Below are 22,654 nucleotides of genomic sequence, written 5' to 3'. Positions count from 1 at the left end.
TGTTACTTTAATTAATCAAGATCTTCTCTAACTAACCAAGTGCAACCTCAATTAACCAAGTGTTGCTGTCATCCAAAGAACTGAGGTTCAAGGAGTAAGGTTCTGGAGAGAGTTCGTAACAAAAAAAGGCCGACATGATGTCGGCCTTGTTACTTCTATTCGATTTTTAGAATCCGATTCACGGCCTAATCCATCAAGCTCTTAGACTTAATCGCCTTCTTAGAAAGCTCTTTGGCAAACGCTTTGATATCTGTTTCAAACTCATCGACACTTTGGCGGATTTCATCCAGTTGAACCGTCTGCATCACGCGGTTTTCCATTACGATTTGGCCGTTAACGATAGTGGTGTCGATGTTGCTTGGGTTCGCTTGGTAAACCAATGTCGCGTATGGGTCGTAACTTGGCATCATGTTCGCTGATTGTGTTTCTACAATCACGATGTCCGCTTTTTTACCCACTTCCAGAGAACCAATTTGGTCTTCCATGTGTAGGGCTTTCGCGCCACCTAAGGTTGCCATTTCAATCACTTGCTCAGGGATCATAATGGTGCGGTCTGAATGCTTTAAGCGCTGCATGTTAGCTGCGTAACTTAGAGTACGCATGATATCGACTTGATTGGAGCTCATTGGCCCGTCGGTTCCTAAGCCAATGCGCATATCGGCACGATACATCTCCCAAGCAGGCACAATGCCTGTCGCCCCTTTGGCATTCGCCATTGGGTTGTATGAGATACCCGCGTCAGCTTGCTTGAGAAGCTTTTGGTCATTTTCTGAAAGGTGGATGCCGTGAGCAATCACTACACGCTCATCAAGCACACCGATTTCATCCATGTATTCAACTGGCGATGTCGCTTTGGTTTCGTCTTTGATGCGCTTTTCTTCATTCGGGAATTCAGCAACGTGAATCAGCACCGGCACATCGTATTGAGCAGACAGCTTGTTGATTTCTTGCAGCTTATCTTTACTCACGGTGTACACCGCGTGTGGTGCATAAGCAGGTGTGATTAACTCGTCGTTTTTGTACTGCTCAATAAAGCCTTTGGCATACTCAATCCCACCGTAAGGTTCTTTAGCATCGACCACTGGAAACTTAATCACGGTTTCGCCCAACACGGCGCGCAAGCCAACTTCTTTGGTCGCCTTGGCCATTTCATCCATGTGGTAATACATATCGGCATAAGTGGTTACACCGCTTTGTGCTAGTTCGATAGAGCCAAGCTTGGTTGCGTTGTAAATCAGTTCACGGCTTAGCTTTTCGGCTTCTAGAGGGAAGAAGTAAGCGAACAAGCGGTTCGAGATGCCCTCTTCTCCTAATCCACGGAACGCGATCATAGGTAAATGGTTGTGCGCATTGACCATACCCGGCATAACAATCCCGTCTTGGGCGTCAATCACCTTTTCAGCGCGATATTGAGTGATCAAATCCTCGTTGCCCACTGCGATAATCTGGTCATCTTTCACCACAACAACACCGTCTTCAATCACATCCATTTCTGAATTGATGGTGAGAACCTGTCCATTGGTGATGATCAGATCGGCGTTGTATGTTTGCGTCGCGACCGTTGAACCGCAACCTGCCAGTAGAACTGCGCTGATGGTGCATGCCAAACTTTTAAGCGTCATTGCTAAACCTTAATGTTGTGCGTGTAATATTGTTAGCGGCTTCATCTATAAGTTTCCAGCTTTTCGCTTTTCGCTTTTCAGAAGAGTAAGTGCCGCCAATTTTCGCGATACTATAACCTGTCATTTAAATAAAATGGCATACCTAATCGAACCGAATTCAAGATAAATGAGTTATTGCACAACGGGTCACAGAAATACAAAACAAACACTACACAGCCAAGTTCCAGGCCATTTAATTTTGGTGAAATTCGACATAAGTATTCATTCTAATCTCCGACCATAAATGTATGGCTCGATTTCTTTTAGATTGCGTGAATAGGTTACTTAATCTTTCCAAACATTAGGATGATAGACCTTTGAAATTCTTATAAATTACATGCTGAAACCCATCACCCGCAAAGTATAAACTTGTATTAAAATCAATTTGCTCATCCCACAAGCAAGATCACTGTCAATGAATATAAGGTTATATTGCTTATTACAGAAATACACTCATCTGACCTGTACCATTGAAAACAACCTTTCTATGCAGCACTTTTTCAATGAAATTCCAATCCAAAATCATACTCACTACCAGTCTTCTGTTCTTGTCGGTTATTACTTGTATCGGCTTAATTCAACAACAAGCCACTAGCAATACTTTTAAAGAAAATATACACCGTAGTGTTCAAGAACTAATCAAAAGCGTCGGCTATACAGTTTCATACCAACTCAACGCTAGCCGTGAGTTAGTGGGTTCAGTAGTCCATTCATTGAATATGATTGATGCTACTAATCATGACCTTGCGTACAAAGCAATATCGACCTCGACTTTGAAGAGTAGCTTTCAAGCGGTTGGTATCGGCTACGAGAATAATGGTCTTCTCATATCGAATGATGGTTGGATTCCTGACGAAAGCTATGATGTCCGCTCTCGCCCTTGGTACATCGCAGCGAGCCAATCAAATGACATAGTCGTTACCAAACCTTATGTAGACTCATCTACCGGCGATATGATCATTTCTGTTTCTTCATCAATCAATGATCCCAATGATCAATTTTTGGGAAATGTAGTATTTGATGTGTCATTGAACCCCATGGCACAACTAGTAAATCAAACCAACCTATTCGACTCAGGTTACCTTTTCATGGTAACAGGTGACGGCACAACGATTGCTCACCCTAACAGTGATTACAACGGTCAGCCTTTAACCGAGTTTGCTCCAGGTGTAGAACTCGAAACGGGTGTAAAAGAAGTTATGCTCAATGACGCACTGCATCTGATCAGTTTACAAAAAGTGAAAGGAGAAGATTGGTATATTGGTGCGCTTGTAAATGAAGAACGTGTTTTCTCTAGCCTAAATGACCTAACCTCCCACCTAATATTAATGGCTTCAATTTCGGTCATCGTTATTTCTATTCTCTTGTATTGGGTGATTGGTTACCTGTTCCGACCGATCAAAGAATTAAATTCAGCAATCAAGAACATCGCTTCTGGCGAAGCGGATCTAACTCATCGCTTAAAAACAGACAACGACCTCGAGTTTGCTGAATTGGCAGAGAACTTTAACCAATTTGTTGAAAACCTGCAGGTTCAAATGTTGGATTCAAAGAGAGTGGCGTCAACCTTGAAAAGCCAAGCAGATACAACTCAAAAGACAACACAAGATACAGGATTCAATGTAAATCATCAGATGTCAGAGTTAAGAAGTTTAATGACCGCCATGGAGCAAATGTCGGCTTCTGCTCGCGATACAGCCAAAAGTGCCCAAGATGCGGCAGAGAGTGCCAATTTTGCTGAAAAAAATGTCGTAGAGAGTGTCGATGTTGTTCAGAAAACCGAACAAACGATCAAAAGCTTATCGCTCAGTATTAAACATGCCTCCACTCAATCCGACAACCTAACCGAAGCAACAAACAGCATTACGAGTATTTTGGATGTTATTAGTGAGATTGCTAATCAAACCAATTTACTGGCTTTGAACGCAACGATTGAATCAGCACGTGCGGGGCAAGCTGGTCGAGGTTTTGCGGTAGTCGCTGACCATGTACGCTTACTCTCCTTGAAAACACAAGAATCAACAACAGAGATACATTCCAAAATAAACCAGCTAAAGAATGGGACTAGCTCAATGGCACAAGCTATAACCGTCAGTGAAGCAAGTGCAAGAGACGCTATTTCTTGTGCTAAAAAAGCCACTGAAGCACTCAGTTCTGTACAAGCAAACATCACCCATATTTCTGGTTTTAACGATCAAATAGCAGCCGCAGCAGAAGAACAAAGCTCTGTATCTATTGAGATAAATCGTAATACACAACAAATCAGTCAATTGAGCCAACAAATCGCAGAGCAAGCTGTAGAAATGAGCAGTGGTATGGATGCGCAATTGAGCGAGATCGATAAACAACAACAAATCCTAGAACGCTTCAAATTATAAAAGCTAGACCTTCTCTCTAAGTAAAAACGCCGATATACATCGGCGTTTTTACTTGTAGTTATCTTCACTTTATTCTGGTTTCAGCCACGACTTTCTTGAAAAGAACAACGCATACATTGCAGGAATCACCAAGAGCACAACGGGCAAAGAGAACAACAAACCATAGCCCAGTGTTAGCGACATTGGCCCCATAAACACGTCTGTTCCACCTAATCCATAAGCCAGAGGAAGCAAGCCAGCAACCGTGGTCAGTGACGTCATTACAATCGGACGCAGACGACTGACCGCAGCTTGAGTCACTGCCGTTATCGCATCTAAACCTTCGATTCTTAGCTCGTTGATCCGGTTAATCAACACTAGTGAGTTGTTGACCACCACGCCTGTCATGCCTAGAACACCAATCAAACCAAACAAAGACATCGGCTGCATGTGAACCACGAGTGCCATTAATGAGGCCATAATCGCAAACGGGATAACCGCCATTATCAGCAGCGGTTGCAACAATGAGTTGAACATCACCGCCAATACAAAGTAGATCGCCACCATTGCCGCGGGGAACACCACCATAAAGCCACTCATGGTCTCATTGGTACTTTCCGCTTCGCCACCAACGCTAATGGTCACGCTCGATGGATATTGACCTGTAAGCTCTGTGATTAGCTCATCGGCTAATGCTACTGAACTAATACTCTCGTCAGATAAAGCCGCTGACACCGTCACTTCACGCTCTCCGTTATAGTGCTTAATCAGACGAGGGATTTCTATCGGTTCAACCGTTGCTAGTCGGCTGAGCGGTAGTTGTTGCCCTTCTTCCGTGTAGATTTTAGTCGTTTTCAATTTCTCGATGTCGCGAAATTGCTCGTCCAGAACAACACGGATATCGACTTCTTGATCGCCAAGCCAAGTGGAGGTCACGCTATTACCGTCAAAGCCGACTCGCAGCGCATTCGATAAGTCACTCACCGTTAAGTTGTATTTCGCCAACCAGTGATACTGAGGAACAATATTCAGCTGAGGATCTTTCAGTGCCTCACTGTGATTAATGCTGGTCACGCCTTTGTAATCTTCTAGCCAAGTCATCACCAAATCCACGGTTTGATTACGTTCACTCTCGGTTCCGCCAAGTACACGTACCTCAACAGGGGCGCCGGGAGGAGGACCACCAGCATCAATCGAGAGCTTGATGAACATGCCATCAGACACCACTTTCAACTCTTCATTAAGCGCCGTGATAATCTGCTCTGCAGAACGGCTGCGCTGGTCAAAGTTCGTTAGGTTGATGATGCCCTGCGACACAGGTGATGTGTAAACCAATTCATAGCTAACCAGTTCCGTTTCCGGCAGGGATTCAATCGCTTTCTCTATCGACTGATGGGCTTCTCGCACCTTGCTTAGCGGCGTGCCTGCCTTCACTTCGGTGTAGACCTCAATGTATTTACCCGCTTCTGTTGGGAAGATATCCACTTTCAACGAAGACACTAAATAGCCAGAAACGGAGAAGCCAACCAACGCCAATACAATCACTGACTTCTTGTGTTTCAGAGCGAGATTGAGCAGTGAACGGTAATGGTTCGCTATCCATTCAAATCGATCTTTTTCTTGTGTCTTTGAGTTGCTCTCTTTCGCCAACGATAAATGCGCTGGCAGCGTTAAGGTACATTCAATGAATGAGAACACGAGCGCAGCAATAACGGTAATTGGAATCACCGCAACCGCCTTGCCCATGGTGCCTGGAATAAACATCATTGGGATAAATACCAAAGCCGTTGTCACAAGGCTTGCCATCAACGGCTTGATCACCTTTAACGTACCCGACACCGCAGCATCAACACCTTTTTTACCCGCTTCCTTCTCTTGGAAAATACTCTCAGCAATGATCACTGAATCATCAACGATAATACCGATCACCAACAACAATGCAGCCAATGTGATGCTGTCTAAATTAAGCCCAATAATCGGCAAAATAATCATCACACCGAACACACAAAACGGGATAGAAACCGATACCCAAAAGGCGACGCGTCGTTGCAGGATCATGCTCAAGATCAGCAGAACCAACACCAGACCTATCGCACCATTGGTGGCCACGATAGTGAATTTCTCACCCATGTCTTTGCCAAGGTCGAGGCTGGTCTGGAAAACAAATTGATCGCCAATGCGTTCGCTTTCTTTGCCCAATAAGGCCTTAATGCTGTCGATGGTGGTAATGACATCCGCACTGCCACTGTTTGTGATTGAGAAAATCACTGCGGGTTTCCCACTCAGAACGGGATCTTCGGTTGCTCGCGCAAAGGTATCAATCACCGTTGCTACATCAGACACACGCACGACCTGACCTGAATCTAACGCCTTAATTACGATATCAGAAACATCACTGGTCGAAGCCACTTTGGTCATCGTGACGATCTTCTGCTCTTGGCTCCATGACTCTACAAAGCCACCCGATTGAGACAGGTTATGCTGCTCTATCGCGGTGCTCACATCATCAAAAGCAACTTGGTAACGGCGTGCTTTCTCAGGGTCAACTTCGACCCAAAACTCTCGTTCGTTAAATCCAGAAAGCTTGATAGAACCTACACCACCAAGGTTGTTGATTCTCTTGTCTAGCTGATACGCGTAGTGCTGCAATGACTCAAGATCGGTGTTGCTGTCTGATAAACTCACACCAAAATGGTACACATCCAAAGAGGAGGTTTTCTGTTGAGTCACAACCGGTGGCGAATCAATATCTTTTGGTAAGTTTCCGACTCGATCGATGGCTTGTTGTATATCTCTCAAGATCACCGCCGCGTCTTCACCGGGCAAATATTCGACCTCAATAAAAGAACGCCCTTCTGAGGATTCAGACGAAAAGTAGGCAATGCCATCCACAGAGCGAAGTTCTTTCTCTATCGGATTCGTGATATTCAGTTCAATATCTTGAGCCGTCGCGCCGGGATAGATGGTTTCGATCTCCGCCGTGTCCATCGCGACATCGGGATACTCTTGCAACTTGAGTTGCATTAACGACATAGCCCCCGTCAGCAACACCATTACCGTAATGATGCGAGCCAAAAACTGACGATTCGCGAAATATGCTAAAAAGTTCATCTCTACTGCCCTTTACCTTGGTTCAAGTTCGATGCAGTTTGAGCAGTAGTTATATTTGTCACCGAAAGATCTGTCGAGGCGTAAACCGACATCCCCGGCTTAAATTGATGCCCTTGGTTGGTGATCTCGACCAATACTGGGTAGGTTAAATTTTGCATCTCGACACCAATACGCTGCACATTCGCTTCCATTTTTATCTCTGGGTTAGTTTCAGACCACACCACGACTTCCTGACCAACGATGAAATGCTTTAAGTCATACTCACTCGCCATAAATGACAGAGTGACTTTATCGATATTGACCACTTCATAAAGCAAATCTCCTTCACTTACCCAAGATCCAGATTGCGCGGGTTTGTTAGAGATGTAGCCCGAGATAAGAGATTCAATTTGAGTGTTTTCGAGATCCACTAGAGATTGTTGGTAATCGATTTGAGCGACGGAAACTGAAGCTTTAGCACTGAGAAACTCGGCACGTGCTGTATCTAACTCCCCCATTGAAAGGCTGTTCTTTTTGATGAGAGCTTGATAGCGGTTATATGTAGCCTTTCGCAATGCTAGATCAGCCTGCGCAAGGGTAAGATTGGCCTTAGCCTTATCCACGCTAAACTTAAAATCATCGGCTTTAATCTGAGCCAGTATTTGTTCTTGGTTTACGGCGTCACCCACTTCAAGGTTATTCATCTCCACGACACCGGGCACCTCAGCCACAACACTGTGTCTGTTTAACCCTTGAACGTGACCGATCAGCTCTGTTGCTTGAGCTAATGGTACTTGAGTCGTTGAGACACCGAGAAGTGCTGCCAGCGCGATAATTTTAGTTTTCATAATTCAACCTTCACCTATTGATGTGAACTATTGTTGAACTGGCTTTGTCGAATTAAAGTCGAAGTCGATTCGACATTGAAAAAGAATCTGATGAAGCTCCATTTTTTTAATCAACGCTATCAATTAGACATAAATTCGACATAATTTTAGGTAGGCTACATTTTTTCTGGGAGTCGCTGTTTTGATGGGAACAGACGTTTTAATGAGAGCAGATATTTTAGTGGAGCAAGTCGATGCTTGAACGCAGCCGTATTCTAGTCATTGAAGACAATATCGAACTACAAGGCATTATTGCCGACTTCTTAGAGGTTAAAGAGGCAATCGCAGATTTTGCTTCTGATGGCGAACAAGGTCTTAATCTAGCCATGCACAATGACTTCGACGCGATTGTTCTCGATGTCATGTTGCCCAAGCTTAACGGCATGCAAGTGGCAGCTAAATTGCGCCAAAATGGCATAACGACACCGATTTTGATGCTAACCGCGTTAAATGGCCAAGAAGACCTATTAAGCAGCTTCGATTCCGGCGCCGATGACTTTGTCACTAAACCGTTTAAATTTCCAGAGCTGGAAGCTCGTCTTTGCGCGCTGATCAAACGCAATAAAGGCTTGGTTGCTCAAAAGATCTTAAGCTATGGCGAGGTAACGATTGATGAGAAAACCCACACAGCCTCAAGAGACAAACAAACCCTAACCCTAACACCAATCTTGTTCCAAATTCTAAGAGAGTTAGTGAAAGCTCAAGGCGGCGTCGTATCTCGTGAAAGCTTGATATACATGCTTTGGGGCGATGACATTCCTGACAAAGATGTACTCCGTAGCCATATCTATTTGTTAAGAAACGTCCTCGATAAACCATTCAAGTTCCCTATGTTGAAGACGATTCCTAAACACGGTTTTCAATTGATTTTATCTGCAAGCGAGCCGCAATAAACATGAAAATTCGAACCAAGCTAGGCAACTCCATCGAGGATGTCAGGATCCGCACCATGCGCACCTTTGCTGTCATCGCACTGGTTTCTTCATGCGTGGTATTTTTTGTGTTCTCGCTTCGTTTAGTTTGGCAGGAAGAAGCTCAAATCGAGAGCCACCTGAAATCATTTAAAGATGTGGCAGAACAATTCTACAAACGCCTTTCACCTGAAGGTAGCCTAAAGCTCTCGGACAATGTGACGGCTTATTATGGCGAAGGCGACTTTACCGACCAACTCAAAAAACTACCGCTCATGGCACTGGATACAGTGGATCGCCAACGTTTTGAAATAAGACTCTCTGAAGAAGACATTCTTATTCCCGGCGTGGTCGTCTATCACTTTTCCTTCGAAGACCAAGGCAAAAACATTCCGACTTACATCGCCATCAGCTCCTTTGACATGGACTTGTGGGACGACAGTTGGGGCGTATTGATGGCAACCTCGACCTTGCTGATGCTAGGGTTGATCATTGTGTTACGCATTACCCTCAAGCGGGTGTTTGACCAACTGATGGCACCAATTGAAAACCTAAGCACCCAGCTCAGCAAACATGAGTCCGATAATTTCCACGTCCCAACCAACACCGTTGATGAGCTGCAGTTGCTCACTTCGCACCTCAATAGCTACTCAAAGATGAAAGACCGCCTATCAAAGCAAGAGATGATGTTCGCGAAGTACGCGAGCCATGAATTGAAAACACCGATCGCGATTGTGACTGGCGCTGCCGAACTGCAAGCAATGAAGCCTAGCGACCTAGCATTTCAAACCAAACAACGTAATCGTATTCTCGGCGCAGCCAATGGCATGAGCACCACCGTTGAAGTACTACTGAACATTGTCAAACAAGAGAACTCTTCCGCCGAAAAGACACTAACGGCTATCGATGAAGCCGCTATCGATTTATCGAAGTACCACACGATGTTGGCTCCAGGTGTCACGTTAGAGCTAAACGTTGAGCCAAACACCACGCTTAACATGCCATTACCTTTGGTGAATATGGTGTTGAAGAACTATGTTGAAAACGCAATCCGATTTACCATACAAGGTGAAATCTCGGTGACCATCAACTCAAACACAATTTCCGTTTCTGATACTGGCGCAGGGTTGAGTGATGATACTAAAACAGAACACGGCCTAGGTTTAATCATTGTCAAACGTATCGGAGACAGTTACGGCTGGACATCAACACTGATCGATAACGCGCATTCAAACTCGACATCAAACAGCTCTGGCTGCACTGCGAACTTTTCTCGAAACGATGTATAAAAGCTGCGTATATTCAAAAGCGGCTCTTACAAGAAACAGCGTATACAAAAAAAGACATCGAGAGATGTCCTTTATTAATGAATCTGAGGAATGAACTACTCCGCCTTTCCTTTAACACCACACCCTTTAATCACCAGCTGAGTGATGAATTCAGCGGCATCTTCATAATCTTTGTCATCGAGCTGATCTTTCTGCATCACGCTACAAATCTGCCAGCCAAAATCGGCGTAAGTTTGAGTGGCCGCCCAAATGGTAAACATCAGGTGGTGTGCAGGAACGTCATCCATTAAGCCTTGTGCTGACCAAGTTGAGAACTTATCAAGGATCATTTGGGATTGCTTATACAGTTCGTCACCAATATCTTTCGGCAATACTTTAGCGCCAGACATCACTTCGTTAGCAAATACCTTAGAGGCGTGCGGATGATCGCGAGAAATGATCAGCTTGGTTTGAATATATTGAGACAAGGCTTCAACAGGGTCGCTGAGCTCTTCAATCGGACGTGACGCTTCCAGTAAGGGCTGAGTGACGGTTTCTAAAACGGCATTATAGAGCTTATCTTTGGAGCTGAAATAATAGAATACATTAGGTTTAGGGATGTCGGCCGCTTTCGCTATATCGGCCATTTTTGTTGCGGCATATCCATGAGTAGCGAATTGTTCACACGCGACTTCGATGATTAAATCTTGATTCTTTTGTCTGATCCTAGACATGTTGCATCCTTTACAGCTCATTACTAAAGCCATAGTAATCAACGTGCTTCATTAGTCCAGAAGATAATCTCAGAACTCGAGGTCACAACATTGATAGCAATAAAATGGTCGCTCTTATGTGGAGAAGAGCGACCATTCAATAGTATGCGTTTTGAACTTTAATGTTTTTCAGTCTATTCGAACTGTTCAGGTTAAAGAATCAATATTGCGCGGAAGTCATTCACGTTGGTTAGCGTCGGCCCTGTGGTCAACAGCACACCGACTTGCTTAAAGAAGTCGTAGCTGTTGTTGGCATCGAGGTAGTCCTGCGCTTTAAGCGACAGGCTCGAACCTTGTTGCCATGTTTGAGGCGTGATCCACGCACCTGCATTATCTTCAACACCATCAATGCCATCAGTATCAGCCGCCAGAGCGAATATGTTTTCCTGCCCTTTTAACTCGTTATACAAGCTTAAAAGGAACTCACAGTTACGCCCACCGCGACCATTGCCTTTAACGGTTACTGTGGTTTCGCCACCGGAAAGTATCACGCAAGGCGTCTCAAATGGGTGCTTGTGATTGGCCACTTGCTTAGCCAGCGCAGCGTGAACCTTCGCAACATCTCGCGCCTCTCCCTCTATGCAATCACTCAACACATAAGCCGGAATACCTAAGCCTTCAGCTTCTGCTGCAGCGGATTCCAATGCCGACATCGGGGTCGCGATAATGTGGTGCTCGGCGTTCTTCCAACAGACGTCATCCGGCTTTACGGTTTCTGACTCTGGATTATTTAACCATTCAAATGCCGAGCGTGGTGTTTCTATTTGATAACGTTCTAAAATTGCCATCGCATCAAAACGCGTGGTGGTGTCGGGTACGGTTGGGCCAGAGGCAATCACACTGATGTCATCACCCGGCACATCAGAAATCGCCAATGACACAACCCTTGCTGGATAAGCAGCTTTGGCTAAGCGACCGCCTTTTATCGAAGATAGATGTTTGCGAACACAGTTCATCTCATCAATGGCTGCGCCAGATTTAAGCAGCACTTTATTGATTTGTTGCTTCTCTGCCAAGCTGATATCGCCACCGGGTAAACTTAGCAAAGCAGAGCCGCCGCCAGACAGTAGACAAATAACGGTGTCGCCAGCACTCAGGCCACTCACTAATTCCAGCATACGTTGGCTCACTTCTAAGCCCATCGCATCCGGGACGGGATGCGCCGCTTCGATCACCTCAATGTGTTCGCAAGGTGCAGTGTGTTCGTAGCGGGTCACGACGAGACCTTCAAGGTCACGCAGTGCGAGATCTTGCTGTTGCTTAACTTGCCAGACGGCCTCTAGCTCAGCGGCCATCGACGCGGCGGCTTTTCCTGCGCCAATTACCACAGTTCGCCCAGCTTGGTTAGCTGAGCGATAAAAAATGTCTTTAGGAAGAAAAGGTTCGATGTGATTTTTAGGTAGCGCCTGATTAACAGCACTTGAGAAAAGGGTTTGTAGAAACTGCTTAGCATCAATGTCCATCAGCCACTCCTTAGTTGACGGAGAAAAAAAGAACCCCGATACAAGGCCAAAGGGTGCCTGCTAAGATCAAGTTGGAAAGGAACAACTTCAACCTCTGCCTCGTATCAGGAACGCGTATAAAAGGAGACGAAACTACGCGATTTATAAACAAACTGTTTGAAACTGGTGGGCTACGAATCAATAGCAGCCCGAATTAATTAATGGATAATCAGTTGATTGACTAACCACTAAACAGACGAACCGTTAATTAGATTAACGAATCGAGTGGTCAGAACGTTTCTCAATCGCTTGAATAAGCGCAGAGTGGTCCCAACCTTCTCCGCCCATTTCGGCACACTCGCCAAACAGCTCTTGAGCGTTAGCCGTATTCGGTAATGCAACCCCTAACTCTTGTGCGCCCGTTAGCGCAAGATTCAGGTCTTTCTGGTGAAGCGATATTCTAAAGCCAGGGTCGAATGTGCCTTCAACCATGCGCTCGCCGTGTACTTCCAATATCTTAGAGTTAGCAAAGCCACCTAATAGCGCCTGACGTACGCGTGCTGGATCAGCACCGGCTTTTGAAGCAAACACTAAGGCTTCAGATACGGCTTCAATATTCAGTGCCACAATGATCTGGTTTGCGACCTTACACGTTTGACCTGCGCCGTTGTCTCCGACTAGCGTGATGTTCTTACCCATGATTTCGAACAGAGGACGAGCTTTATCAAAGGCGTCTTGCTCACCGCCCACCATGATAGTCAGCGCCGCATTGATAGCGCCTACTTCGCCGCCAGATACCGGAGCATCAAGGTATGAAGCACCACCTTCATTGATTCGCGCTGCAATTGCTTTGGTGGCGATTGGCGAGATTGAACTCATATCGATAACCAGTTTTCCAGCTGAACCGCCCGCCGTTAGACCTTTCTCGACGCCGTTGTCACCAAACAGGACATCTTCAACTTGAGGGGTATTAGGTACCATTAGGATAATGATATCCGCAGCTTCAGCCGCTTCTGCTGGTGAGTGGCAGACCGTTGCGCCCGCTGCCACAAGGTCGGCAGGTGCTGCATTAAAGTGATCCGACAGAATCAAATCGTGACCTGCTTTTTGAAGGTTACTCGCCATAGGTTTACCCATGATGCCAGTTCCGATAAATGCAATTTTAGACATGTTGTTCTCCTTAACGTTTGAGGGTTACCAGACGTAATTAACGGTACTGGTGCAGCCAACCAAGGCCTTCTGTCGTTGTCGTTTTAGGTTTGTATTCGCAGCCAACCCAACCCTGATAGCCCAGCTCATCAAGATAATTGAGCACGAATGGGTAATTGATTTCTCCAGTACCCGGTTCGTGTCGACCTGGGTTATCAGCTAGTTGAACATGCGCGATTTGGCCAATGTTCTGTTGCATGGTCGGCGTAAGATCGCCCTCCATTATTTGCATGTGATAAATATCGTATTGGATAGAAAGGTTATTGCTCCCTACCTCTTTGATGATCGCTTTGGCTTGCTCTGTGGTGTTCAAGAAGAAACCCGGAATATCGCGGGTGTTGATCGCTTCTATCACTAAGCTGATGCCTTCTGCTGCTAGCGCGTTCGCCGCATAATGCAGGTTAATCACAAACGCCGATTGCGCGTCTTGTTGGGTCACACCTTGCGGAACAATCCCGGCCAAGCAATTCACTTGAGTACAGCCGAGTGCTTTTGCGTAAGCGATAGCTTTAGGTACACCCGCTTGAAACTCTTCAACTCGCGCTGGGTCTACCGCGATACCACGGTCGCCAGCGTCCCAATCACCTGCAGGCAAGTTAAATAGCACTTGCTCTAGGTTATTAGCGTCGAGCTTTGCTTTGATTGCCTGAGCATCAAAGGCGTAAGGGAAAAGATATTCCACACCTTGAAAGCCCGCTTCTGCGGCAGCTTCAAAGCGATCCATAAAATCAACTTCCGTGAATAACATTGACAAGTTTGCTGCAAATTTTGCCATGACTCTGTCCTTATTCTTTATCTGTAAAAATCTGGGTTATTTGTAGTAAAGCCTCGCTCTATTGGAGACTTTCCGTAGAGCTAAACCTCAGCTCTACGGATACACATGACTTAATGATTACTTGTACGCTAGCGCTGTTGGGGCATCACCGCGGCTTTCGGCAAGCGGTTCAAATTCGTTGATAGCGTTGATCTCTACGCCCATCGCAATATTGGTCACTCGCTCAAGAATCAGCTCAACAACAACCGGTACTTTGTGCTTGTTCATCAGCTCTTTGGCTTGCTCAAACGCCGCCGCAATTTGGTCTGGCTCACGAACTCGAATCGCCTTACAACCTAAGCCTTCAACAACGGCTACATGGTCTACCCCGTAGCCTTCAAGCTCTGGCGCATTCTGGTTATCAAACGCCAGTTGTACACAATAATCGATATCAAATTGGCGCTGTGCTTGGCGAATCAAACCTAAGTACGAGTTGTTCACCAACACATGAATGTATGGCAAGTTAAATTGCGCGCCAACGGCCAGCTCTTCGATCATGAATTGGAAATCATAGTCTCCGGAGATAGCGACAATATCGCGATCAGGATCAGCTGCTCGTACACCCAATGCGGCTGGTGTTGTCCACCCCAATGGGCCAGCCTGACCACAATTGATCCAGTTACGTGGCTTATAAACATGCAGGAACTGAGCGGCAGCAATTTGCGACAAACCAATGGTGCTCACATAACAAGTGTCACGACCAAATGCCTTATTCATCTCTTCATAAACACGCATCGGTTTCATTGGCGCTTCATCGAAATTAGTTTTACGCAGCATGGTCGACTTGCGTTCCTGACACTCACTTGCCCAAGCATTTCGGTTCGGCAGTTTGCCAGCGTCACGCCACTCTTGTGCCACTTCAACCATTAGCTCTAGCGCTGCTTTCGCATCAGAGACAATGCCTAAATCTGGGCAGAACACGCGGCCAATTTGCGTCGGTTCAATGTCGACGTGTACGAACTTGCGGCCTTCGGTGTAAACATCCACAGAACCGGTATGACGGTTAGCCCAGCGGTTACCGACACCAAACACAAAGTCAGAGTTGAGCATGGTTTCGTTACCGTAACGATGAGAGGTTTGTAGGCCTACCATGCCTGCCATTAATTCATGATCATCTGGAATAGAGCCCCAGCCCATTAAGGTTGGGATCACTGGCACACCGGTGATTTCTGCAAACTGTTGCAACAATTCAGATGCGCCAGCGTTAATCACGCCACCACCCGATACAATCAGCGGTTTTTCCGATTGAGACATCATGGTTAATGCTTTCTCAACCTGCGCGCGCGTCGCTTTTGGCTTATAAGGTTCTAGTGGTTCATAAGTATCGATATCAAACTCAATCTCAGCCAGCTGAACATCAATCGGTAGATCAATCAGGATTGGACCTGGACGACCCGAACGCATTAAATGAAAGGCTTTTTGGAATGCGCGTGGCACTTGTGCAGGTTCCAGCACCGTAGTCGCCCACTTAGTCACTGGCTTAGCAATGGATTCAATATCAACCGCTTGGAAGTCTTCTTTATGAAGGCGAGCACGCGGAGCCTGACCTGTGATGCATAGAATTGGAATCGAATCTGCAGTCGCAGAATAAAGGCCCGTGATCATGTCCGTTCCCGCAGGACCAGAAGTACCAATACACACACCTATATTGCCTTGATTGGTACGTGTGTACCCTTCAGCCATATGGGATGCACCCTCTACGTGACGAGCTAAGACGTGGTCGATTCCTCCGAGCTTTTTCATAGCCGCATACATAGGGTTTATTGCTGCGCCGGGAACACCAAATGCGATGTCTACACCTTCACGTTTAAGCACTTCAACCGCTGCTTCAATCGCTTTCATAACTGCCATTCGAACCTCCAGTTCAGATTGTATACAATTAAACTAACTTTTGTGTACTATGAATCATCCTCAGCATTTATCAAGCCCAAAATGAAACATTTTCATTACATCAACCCGTCACATTAAGTACGCACTTATCCTGAAAAGCTTACAATTCATTGCTTTACATAAAATATCTTTACATAAAAATAAATAACAAAAAAATCAAATGATAAATAAATGTTAAATAGCATTTGCTTGTTTACAATTTCTACCATATAAATACCCTTAAAAAGAGCATTTTGTATACAAAATGACATCGTATTATGTAAAGGAGACAAGCAATGATGAATGACGTGAAAGAGAGAGAAGATGTGCTGTGTATGCAGGTACTTGGGAAGGTGGACAACTCCGAGTACAAAAAGATCTTGTCTAAAGATGCATTAAAATTCTTAGAAGCTCTCGTCAATAAGTTTGGAGATCGCCGTCATGCCCTGCTAAGTGACCGCGACGTAAAGCAAGCTCAATATGACGAGGGTGAGTTACCCAACTTCAGAAAAGACACCGTTTCTATTCGTCAGAATAAAGAGTGGAAGGTAGCAACACCGCCATCAGAGCTACTCGATCGCCGCGTAGAGATCACAGGGCCTATCGAAAGAAAGATGGTGATCAACGCGCTAAACTCAGGCGCGAAAGTCTTCATGTGTTGCTTTGAAGATGCGTCTTCCCCAACTTGGGCCAATATGGTCGAAGGGCAAATCAACCTAAGAGATGCCAACCTTGGCACCATTAGTTATTTCGATGAGAAGAAGCAGAAGCGTTACCAATTAAACGACGATCCTGCACTGCTGATCGCACGCCCACGAGGGATCCACCTTCCTGAGCAATCCATCCAATTCAACAATCAGCCTATCGGCGGTTGCTTGATGGACTTCGCCTTGTACTTTTTCCACAACTATCAATCACGTGCACAACAAGGCTTAGGCGTTTACTACTACATTCCAAAGCTAGAAAGCATGGAAGAAGCACAGTGGTGGGACGATATTTTCAGCTTCACCGAAAACTATTTCCACGTACCCAAAGGCACCATTCGTGCGACGGTTTTGATTGAGACACTTCCAGCCGTATTCCAAATGGAAGAGATCTTGTATGCAATGCGCGATCATATCGTAGCGATGAATTGTGGCCGTTGGGATTACATCTTTAGCTACATCAAAACGCTGAAAAACCATAAAGATCGTATCCTGCCTGACCGCCACGGGATCGGCATGGATCAAGAGTTTCTAAATGCCTACAGCCAGCTGTTGGTACGTACTTGTCACGCTCGCGGTGCACTGGCGATGGGTGGTATGTCGGCCTTTATTCCAGCAAAAGACCCGCAAGAGATGGCGCGTGTGACTGCCAAAGTAATTGAAGACAAACAGAGAGAATCTCAAAACGGACACGATGGGACTTGGGTCGCGCACCCTGCACTGGTTGATTTAGTGATGTCGATATTCGATAAGCACCTTGATGGCAAAGTAAACCAAATGGATTTCCAAAGCCCAGAGCATGTGATCAATGCAGACTCGTTACTAAAACCTTGTGAAGGCAGTCGTGACGAAGCGGGCGTTCGTAAGAATATACGCATCGCACTGTATTACATCGAAGCTTGGATTCAAGGCTATGGCTGTGTACCTATCTACGGCCTTATGGAAGATGCCGCGACCGCTGAGATCTCGAGAGCCAATATCTGGCAATGGATCCACCACGGGGTAACACTCGATGATGGCCAAACCTTTACCAAATCACTATTCCACTCTTGGCTTTACCAAGAGCTAGACACCATAAAACATGAAGTCGGAGACTCGCGCTATGCAGCAGGTCGATTTGAAGAGACAGCTGATCTTTTCTATCAACTTTCTACAGCCGATGAGTTCGCTGCCTTCCTAACTTTACCCAGCTATGGGCTGTTACAAGAGTCCAGTTAGGACTCTTGTACCGAGCTGAATCAGTCAATGATATTCACAAACTAGAGTAATGATTGGCTGGCTGAGCTTGGTACACGGCCCCTTGAAAAACTAGGAGATAACATGGGAAGTTTGACTCTACAACAAGCGTTAACCATCATCGATGGAACCTTAAAAGCAGGAAGTAAGATCCACACAGAACCTTTGACGGTTGCCGTCTTAGACAGTGGTGGCAAGCTGATTTCCCTGCAACGTCAAGACGGTTCTAGCATGATGCGACCAGACATCGCGATTGCTAAAGCGTGGGGAGCTCTCGCACTGGGCTGTTCCTCTAGAAAACTCGCCCAAGATGCTGACAACCGACCAGCATTCATCTCCGCCGTAAACGTGCTGGCACACGGAAACATGGTGCCAGTACCAGGGGGGGCTACTGATTCGAGACAAAGATAAAACGGTACTGGGCGCTATCGGGGTTAGCGGCGATATATCAGATATCGACGAAAGCTGCGCCATTAATGGCATTGGCTGTGCTGAACTGTTTAGCGACGAGATGCTGCAAGCTTAACTAGCCAATTCACTTTACTGAAGTTCTTAAACAGAAACAAAAAACCGAAGCCTGAGCTTCGGTTTTTATTCATAAGTTGCGCCAACAACACTAACGAATAAACTGCGATTAGACAAAAACCACTAACGAACAAGAACCATTAAGCGCGTCCATTTGGCGTCTTGCTTAAACTTATTAGACAACCAGTAATCAACACTAAACGATCCCGCGCCAAGTACCGCTAACGCAAAATACCCACCAGCAACAGAGACGTTTTTGTAGAAGTGAATCATTTGCCCCGATGAACTTGGGTCGAAGTGAAACATAACACCAGAGACTAAAGAGAAAAATGCAATCGAGAACGCTGTAAAGCGAGTCATAAATCCAGCTAAAACTGCAAGCCCGCCACCGAGTTCAAGCAAGATAACCAAAGGCAACAAGTGAGCACTAACTCCTTGAGATGCCATATATCCCGCAGTTCCTTCATAGCTAAATAGCTTTCCCCAACCCGCTTGAATAAACAAGTAAGCCAATAAAATACGAGCGAAAAAAGTCAGTGTGTCGTTCAATCTGGTGTTCATAGTTCTAAGCCTTAATAAGTTTCATTACCTATAGGTTATTCGACTTAGCATTAAGATGATAACGAGAAAAATAGAACAACTTGTTTGAAATTTTAGTAGACATACTCGCATACAAATTACTGACTAAATCCGAAGATTCAACAACCTCAATACTGTTACCATTGCCTTAAACTTATTGAAACACTTGCCCCATTTTTATTGATTTTATGAAGACTCTGAAGAAAACACTGCCGCTCGACACCTTACAAATACTAGATGTTCTACAACGTGAAGGGACTTACTCGTCAGCCTCTGCGCATCTCAATCGATCCGTTTTTGCATTGAGTTATCAGATTCAAAAATTGGAAGACGAACTCGGCATCTTGATCTTAGATCGTTCAGGACACAGAGCCGTGTTTACCCAGGTTGGACAAATGTTAGTGGAAAATGGCCGACAGTTGTTAACTGGGTCAGATGAACTCATAAACCAAATACAACGTTTCTCAAGTGGTTGGGAAAGCGAACTGTTTGTTTCCTATGACGGCATTATCGGACAAGACATTGCGTTGTCGTTAATCGCCGACATGGCAACAGAATGCAGCACGCAACTGTATGTCCAAGAGGATATTTTGTCGGGGGGCTGGGAAGCATTAATCTCAGGAAAAGCGGATATTCTTATCTCATCGATGCCCAATATCGAACTACCGAATACCGTGAACAGTAAAACTATCGGCCGTGTAGAAATGATCTGGGTGGCCGCGAAAAATGCCTCCATTTTAAACGAACCCAATCCGCTCAATGAAACCACACGACGTGAACACACGATCATCGCAGTGGCCGATACCGCTAAATCCGCGCCTAAAATAACCAAAAATATATTATTGAATCAAAAAACCAGTACGGTCAGTTCAATGAGTAGTAAGTTAACGGCAATTCAACGGAACCTTGGTATTGGCACTCTGCCTAAACAGCTTATAACCGCCGAGTTAGAAGCCGGAAGTCTAGTGGAAATTGGCCACGCAAGAACCGTTGATATCGTACTGGCGTGGCAAATAGGCAACATGGGAAAAGCCAAAACACTCGCTTTGAAAAAGTTAGAAAAGTGCTGGAGAGCATCGGCTCAAACTCACTAGCTCGATTCTATTCAGGCACTCCGAAAATCTATTTATCTCGTCCAATGAATCGACTTTGTTGGACACTCTCTCCTTGAGATGTCGTTGCTTCAAATTGGTACACCCTCGGGATATTTCCCTTGTAGAAAAAGGCTTGCCCTCTGCCTGATGTTTCTGTCACTTGTTGCCCGCGAATATTAGTGGTGACCTGAGCGTTAGGGACGCGTTCTCCATCTTTATAAACCGTGACGACGACGCCATTGGTTTGTTCGTTGATCGACATTTTCAATTCTGCATGAGATGCAAATGACGTCACTAGTAGTGCTGCGCTAAGGGCTATTTTAAGTTTCATTTTAGTATTCTCTGTATTGTGGGAATACGAGAAATATACGGATGGGGACTCTCTATTGATAACGGGAAGTCTTAAATAAGATGTCCCAAAATATTGAATTACATCGATGGAACTTGTTCGGTTTTCTGGCTCAGTGCCGTTCCCAAATTAACCGATACTAAATAGCGCAACACCAAATTGCAGACACAAAAAAACCGAAGCTCATCACTTCGGTTTTCAAATCAGATTAAGATAGCTCAGTTCAAGAAATTCGATAAATTCAGCAATCCGATCCAGCCAGTCAATTACTCATAAGCACTCAACCATGTTTTCAGCAGCTGGTTAGTGTTTTTCTTCTGGCTCGCAGACAGAGATTTCACCAGCTTCTTCTGCGTTTCAACATGCTCAGTCATCATTTGGTCAATAAGAATAAGACCATCTTTTGTTAACTGAACACTCACGCTGCGTCTGTCTTCTTTACTGTGCTCACGACTGATCAGCCCTTTAGCTTCTAGCTTATCAAGGCGATTGGTCATCGCGCCGGATGTCAGCATCATCGAACCTATCAGCTCAGAGGGAGTGAGTCGGTAAGGCTTTCCAGAGCGTCGCAAGGTGGCTAGCACATCAAACTCACCGAGTTTCATGTCGTACTTTTTATGAAGCTCGGCAACCTGCGTCTCCATATACTTGGCAATACGCATAATCCGGCCCATCATTGCCATAGGCTCAGTTTCTAATTCGGGCTTTTCCTTTGCCCATTGCTCTACAACGCGGTCGATAGCATCCATTTGCAATCTAGCTCCGTGATTAGTCTTGTTTACTTCAAACTAGTTTAACATAAAGATACTTTACAACCACTAGTTCTCAGTATACAGTTCACACAATAGTTATCTTAACGTAAAGATATTTTAAATGAACATATTATTAGCAATGATCCCCGCGTTCTTTTGGGGAACAACCTATGCAGTGACGCAATTTACGCTACAGGAGTGGCCACCATTATTATTAGGTGCTTTGCGTGCGTTACCTGCTGGTTTGTTATTGCTAGCAGTAAAGCCGACACTGCCTAAAAAAGGCGAGTGGCAGATCATTTTCACATTGGGCCTTATCAATATTGCGACCTTCTTTGGCCTGATCTTCGTGATGGCACTAACGCTGCCTTCAGCGATTTCTGGCGTGGGTATGATCTCTGTGCCTGTGTTCGCGATGATCTTCCATTGGGTAGTGAAAAAGCAGCGCCCGCATTTGATTCAAGCCCTGTCTGGTATTGGCTTGATCACCTTAGCGTGGATACTGTTTAACCCAAGCCAAATCGCTTTGAATCCAATCGGTTTAGGTGCAATGTTCGCCGCAATCATGTGTATTGTCATCGGCAGCAGCATTACAAAATCACTGGGTAATCGCATGCACTGGTGGAAGGTATTAACGTGGCAGCTGATTCTAGGCGGTGCTATTTTGTCTGTCGCGTCTGGCGTTCATGCGTTCATCGACCCGCAACCTTATATTAATGCAGTCACTCATTTCGATTCTCGCAACGCAATGGGTCTATTGTGGGTAATTGGGCTGAATACGGCGCTTGGTTACGGCATGTATGTGTGGTTGCTACAACGTATGTCAGTGGTTGATTTCACCTTCGGTGGCATCGCTAACCCAGTGGCTGGCATCGTTACGGGGATGGTGTTGATGGGTGAGTCCTTCACTCCAGTACAGTATTCACTGATGACAGGCATGATCGTGATGTCACTACTACCACAGCTTATTCTGGCAGTAAGGCAAACCAAAACGGTCAAACCCGTTACGCAGTAAAAGATTTAGATTGTTACTTATAAACCCGCCAAGTGCGGGTTTTTCTTTACAGGCATCACACCTATATAAAATATGTATTTGTTCTCGTACCAACCCAACCTTATAGTTAAATAACTAAT

Annotated in this window: 17 protein-coding genes and 1 pseudogene; 7 read left to right on the top strand and 11 right to left on the bottom strand. The window is 45.4% G+C overall.

Going from position 1 to position 22,654, the window contains the following annotated elements:
• Positions 1 to 185 precede the first annotated feature (185 nt).
• Positions 186 to 1,622 carry an amidohydrolase gene (locus tag OCV36_RS16945; RefSeq protein ID WP_135456955.1) on the bottom strand — a complete coding sequence of 479 codons (1,437 nt, stop codon included), beginning with the start codon at positions 1,620 to 1,622 and terminating at the stop codon, positions 186 to 188.
• A gap of 542 nt (positions 1,623 to 2,164) precedes the next feature.
• On the opposite strand from OCV36_RS16945, the gene OCV36_RS16940 reads away from it, so the two are divergent.
• Positions 2,165 to 4,039 (top strand): methyl-accepting chemotaxis protein, encoded by a 1,875-nt coding sequence (locus OCV36_RS16940; RefSeq protein ID WP_135456953.1) that lies wholly within the window; start codon positions 2,165 to 2,167, stop codon positions 4,037 to 4,039.
• Between the two features lie 69 nt (positions 4,040 to 4,108).
• Here OCV36_RS16940 and OCV36_RS16935 read toward each other — a convergent pair whose 3' ends face one another.
• Positions 4,109 to 7,129 (bottom strand): efflux RND transporter permease subunit, encoded by a 3,021-nt coding sequence (locus tag OCV36_RS16935; protein ID WP_135456951.1) that lies wholly within the window; start codon positions 7,127 to 7,129, stop codon positions 4,109 to 4,111.
• A gap of 2 nt (positions 7,130 to 7,131) precedes the next feature.
• Complete coding sequence (locus OCV36_RS16930) at positions 7,132 to 7,956, bottom strand: efflux RND transporter periplasmic adaptor subunit (RefSeq protein ID WP_135456949.1); 825 nt, start codon at positions 7,954 to 7,956, stop codon at positions 7,132 to 7,134.
• Between the two features lie 233 nt (positions 7,957 to 8,189).
• On the opposite strand from OCV36_RS16930, the gene OCV36_RS16925 reads away from it, so the two are divergent.
• Together OCV36_RS16925 and OCV36_RS16920 are read left to right on the top strand one after the other, a co-directional pair.
• Positions 8,190 to 8,888, top strand: coding sequence for a response regulator transcription factor (locus tag OCV36_RS16925; protein WP_004732845.1), 699 nt, complete (start codon positions 8,190 to 8,192; stop codon positions 8,886 to 8,888).
• Between the two features lie 56 nt (positions 8,889 to 8,944).
• Positions 8,945 to 10,195, top strand: coding sequence for a sensor histidine kinase (locus tag OCV36_RS16920; protein WP_065681054.1), 1,251 nt, complete (start codon positions 8,945 to 8,947; stop codon positions 10,193 to 10,195).
• A gap of 95 nt (positions 10,196 to 10,290) precedes the next feature.
• On the opposite strand, the gene OCV36_RS16915 is transcribed toward OCV36_RS16920, so the two are convergent.
• The 5 genes from OCV36_RS16915 to gcl form a co-directional block, all read right to left on the bottom strand.
• Positions 10,291 to 10,908: a TetR/AcrR family transcriptional regulator gene (locus OCV36_RS16915; RefSeq protein WP_017075251.1), complete on the bottom strand. Its 618-nt coding sequence runs from the start codon at positions 10,906 to 10,908 to the stop codon at positions 10,291 to 10,293.
• 191 nt (positions 10,909 to 11,099) lie between these two features.
• Positions 11,100 to 12,410: a glycerate kinase type-2 family protein gene (locus tag OCV36_RS16910; RefSeq protein ID WP_135456947.1), complete on the bottom strand. Its 1,311-nt coding sequence runs from the start codon at positions 12,408 to 12,410 to the stop codon at positions 11,100 to 11,102.
• A gap of 252 nt (positions 12,411 to 12,662) precedes the next feature.
• On the bottom strand, positions 12,663 to 13,559 hold the full coding sequence (locus OCV36_RS16905) for a 2-hydroxy-3-oxopropionate reductase (RefSeq protein WP_135456945.1): 897 nt from the start codon (positions 13,557 to 13,559) through the stop codon (positions 12,663 to 12,665).
• Between the two features lie 37 nt (positions 13,560 to 13,596).
• Positions 13,597 to 14,373 (bottom strand): hydroxypyruvate isomerase, encoded by a 777-nt coding sequence (hyi, locus tag OCV36_RS16900; protein WP_065206407.1) that lies wholly within the window; start codon positions 14,371 to 14,373, stop codon positions 13,597 to 13,599.
• Positions 14,374 to 14,490: 117 nt separating this feature from the next.
• Positions 14,491 to 16,263: a glyoxylate carboligase gene (gene gcl / locus OCV36_RS16895; RefSeq protein ID WP_135456943.1), complete on the bottom strand. Its 1,773-nt coding sequence runs from the start codon at positions 16,261 to 16,263 to the stop codon at positions 14,491 to 14,493.
• Positions 16,264 to 16,577: 314 nt separating this feature from the next.
• Here gcl and aceB point away from each other — a divergent pair, with 314 nt between their 5' ends.
• Together aceB and OCV36_RS16885 are read left to right on the top strand one after the other, a co-directional pair.
• Positions 16,578 to 18,203 (top strand): malate synthase A, encoded by a 1,626-nt coding sequence (aceB, locus tag OCV36_RS16890; RefSeq protein ID WP_135456941.1) that lies wholly within the window; start codon positions 16,578 to 16,580, stop codon positions 18,201 to 18,203.
• 102 nt (positions 18,204 to 18,305) lie between these two features.
• Positions 18,306 to 18,747 (top strand): annotated as a pseudogene (locus OCV36_RS16885) (GlcG/HbpS family heme-binding protein).
• A gap of 122 nt (positions 18,748 to 18,869) precedes the next feature.
• Here the strand turns inward: OCV36_RS16885 and OCV36_RS16880 are convergent.
• On the bottom strand, positions 18,870 to 19,307 hold the full coding sequence (locus OCV36_RS16880; RefSeq protein WP_135456939.1) for a DoxX family protein: 438 nt from the start codon (positions 19,305 to 19,307) through the stop codon (positions 18,870 to 18,872).
• Between the two features lie 206 nt (positions 19,308 to 19,513).
• Between OCV36_RS16880 and OCV36_RS16875 the strand changes: the two genes are divergently transcribed.
• Positions 19,514 to 20,419 (top strand): LysR family transcriptional regulator, encoded by a 906-nt coding sequence (locus OCV36_RS16875; protein ID WP_135456936.1) that lies wholly within the window; start codon positions 19,514 to 19,516, stop codon positions 20,417 to 20,419.
• A gap of 28 nt (positions 20,420 to 20,447) precedes the next feature.
• On the opposite strand, the gene OCV36_RS16870 is transcribed toward OCV36_RS16875, so the two are convergent.
• Positions 20,448 to 20,750, bottom strand: a complete 303-nt coding sequence (locus OCV36_RS16870; RefSeq protein WP_135456934.1) for a hypothetical protein — start codon at positions 20,748 to 20,750, stop codon at positions 20,448 to 20,450.
• Positions 20,751 to 21,034: 284 nt separating this feature from the next.
• The gene (locus OCV36_RS16865) at positions 21,035 to 21,517 is read right to left on the bottom strand and encodes a MarR family winged helix-turn-helix transcriptional regulator (RefSeq protein ID WP_010432677.1); all 483 of its coding nucleotides are present in this window, start codon (positions 21,515 to 21,517) and stop codon (positions 21,035 to 21,037) included.
• Positions 21,518 to 21,641: 124 nt separating this feature from the next.
• Between OCV36_RS16865 and OCV36_RS16860 the strand changes: the two genes are divergently transcribed.
• Complete coding sequence (locus tag OCV36_RS16860; RefSeq protein WP_135456933.1) at positions 21,642 to 22,535, top strand: DMT family transporter; 894 nt, start codon at positions 21,642 to 21,644, stop codon at positions 22,533 to 22,535.
• Positions 22,536 to 22,654: the final 119 nt, after the last annotated feature.

Source organism: Vibrio echinoideorum (genome assembly GCF_024347455.1).
Taxonomy (GTDB): domain Bacteria; phylum Pseudomonadota; class Gammaproteobacteria; order Enterobacterales; family Vibrionaceae; genus Vibrio; species Vibrio echinoideorum.
The sequence above is the reverse complement of the archived record's forward strand: the minus strand, read 5'-3'. Positions and strand labels throughout refer to the sequence as shown.

Excerpts from the sequence above, each read along its gene's own strand:
- aceB (WP_135456941.1), top strand. The coding sequence starts at position 16,578 with ATGATGAATGACGTGAAAGAGAGAGAAGATGTGCTGTGTATGCAGGTA.
- OCV36_RS16870 (WP_135456934.1), bottom strand. The coding sequence starts at position 20,750 with ATGAAACTTAAAATAGCCCTTAGCGCAGCACTACTAGTGACGTCATTT.
- hyi (WP_065206407.1), bottom strand. The coding sequence starts at position 14,373 with ATGGCAAAATTTGCAGCAAACTTGTCAATGTTATTCACGGAAGTTGAT.
- OCV36_RS16935 (WP_135456951.1), bottom strand. The coding sequence starts at position 7,129 with ATGAACTTTTTAGCATATTTCGCGAATCGTCAGTTTTTGGCTCGCATC.
- OCV36_RS16880 (WP_135456939.1), bottom strand. The coding sequence starts at position 19,307 with ATGAACACCAGATTGAACGACACACTGACTTTTTTCGCTCGTATTTTA.
- OCV36_RS16920 (WP_065681054.1), top strand. The coding sequence starts at position 8,945 with ATGCGCACCTTTGCTGTCATCGCACTGGTTTCTTCATGCGTGGTATTT.
- OCV36_RS16910 (WP_135456947.1), bottom strand. The coding sequence starts at position 12,410 with ATGGACATTGATGCTAAGCAGTTTCTACAAACCCTTTTCTCAAGTGCT.
- OCV36_RS16860 (WP_135456933.1), top strand. The coding sequence starts at position 21,642 with ATGAACATATTATTAGCAATGATCCCCGCGTTCTTTTGGGGAACAACC.
- OCV36_RS16915 (WP_017075251.1), bottom strand. The coding sequence starts at position 10,908 with ATGTCTAGGATCAGACAAAAGAATCAAGATTTAATCATCGAAGTCGCG.
- OCV36_RS16945 (WP_135456955.1), bottom strand. The coding sequence starts at position 1,622 with ATGACGCTTAAAAGTTTGGCATGCACCATCAGCGCAGTTCTACTGGCA.
- gcl (WP_135456943.1), bottom strand. The coding sequence starts at position 16,263 with ATGGCAGTTATGAAAGCGATTGAAGCAGCGGTTGAAGTGCTTAAACGT.
- OCV36_RS16925 (WP_004732845.1), top strand. The coding sequence starts at position 8,190 with ATGCTTGAACGCAGCCGTATTCTAGTCATTGAAGACAATATCGAACTA.
- OCV36_RS16940 (WP_135456953.1), top strand. The coding sequence starts at position 2,165 with ATGAAATTCCAATCCAAAATCATACTCACTACCAGTCTTCTGTTCTTG.
- OCV36_RS16875 (WP_135456936.1), top strand. The coding sequence starts at position 19,514 with ATGAAGACTCTGAAGAAAACACTGCCGCTCGACACCTTACAAATACTA.
- OCV36_RS16865 (WP_010432677.1), bottom strand. The coding sequence starts at position 21,517 with ATGGATGCTATCGACCGCGTTGTAGAGCAATGGGCAAAGGAAAAGCCC.
- OCV36_RS16905 (WP_135456945.1), bottom strand. The coding sequence starts at position 13,559 with ATGTCTAAAATTGCATTTATCGGAACTGGCATCATGGGTAAACCTATG.
- OCV36_RS16930 (WP_135456949.1), bottom strand. The coding sequence starts at position 7,956 with ATGAAAACTAAAATTATCGCGCTGGCAGCACTTCTCGGTGTCTCAACG.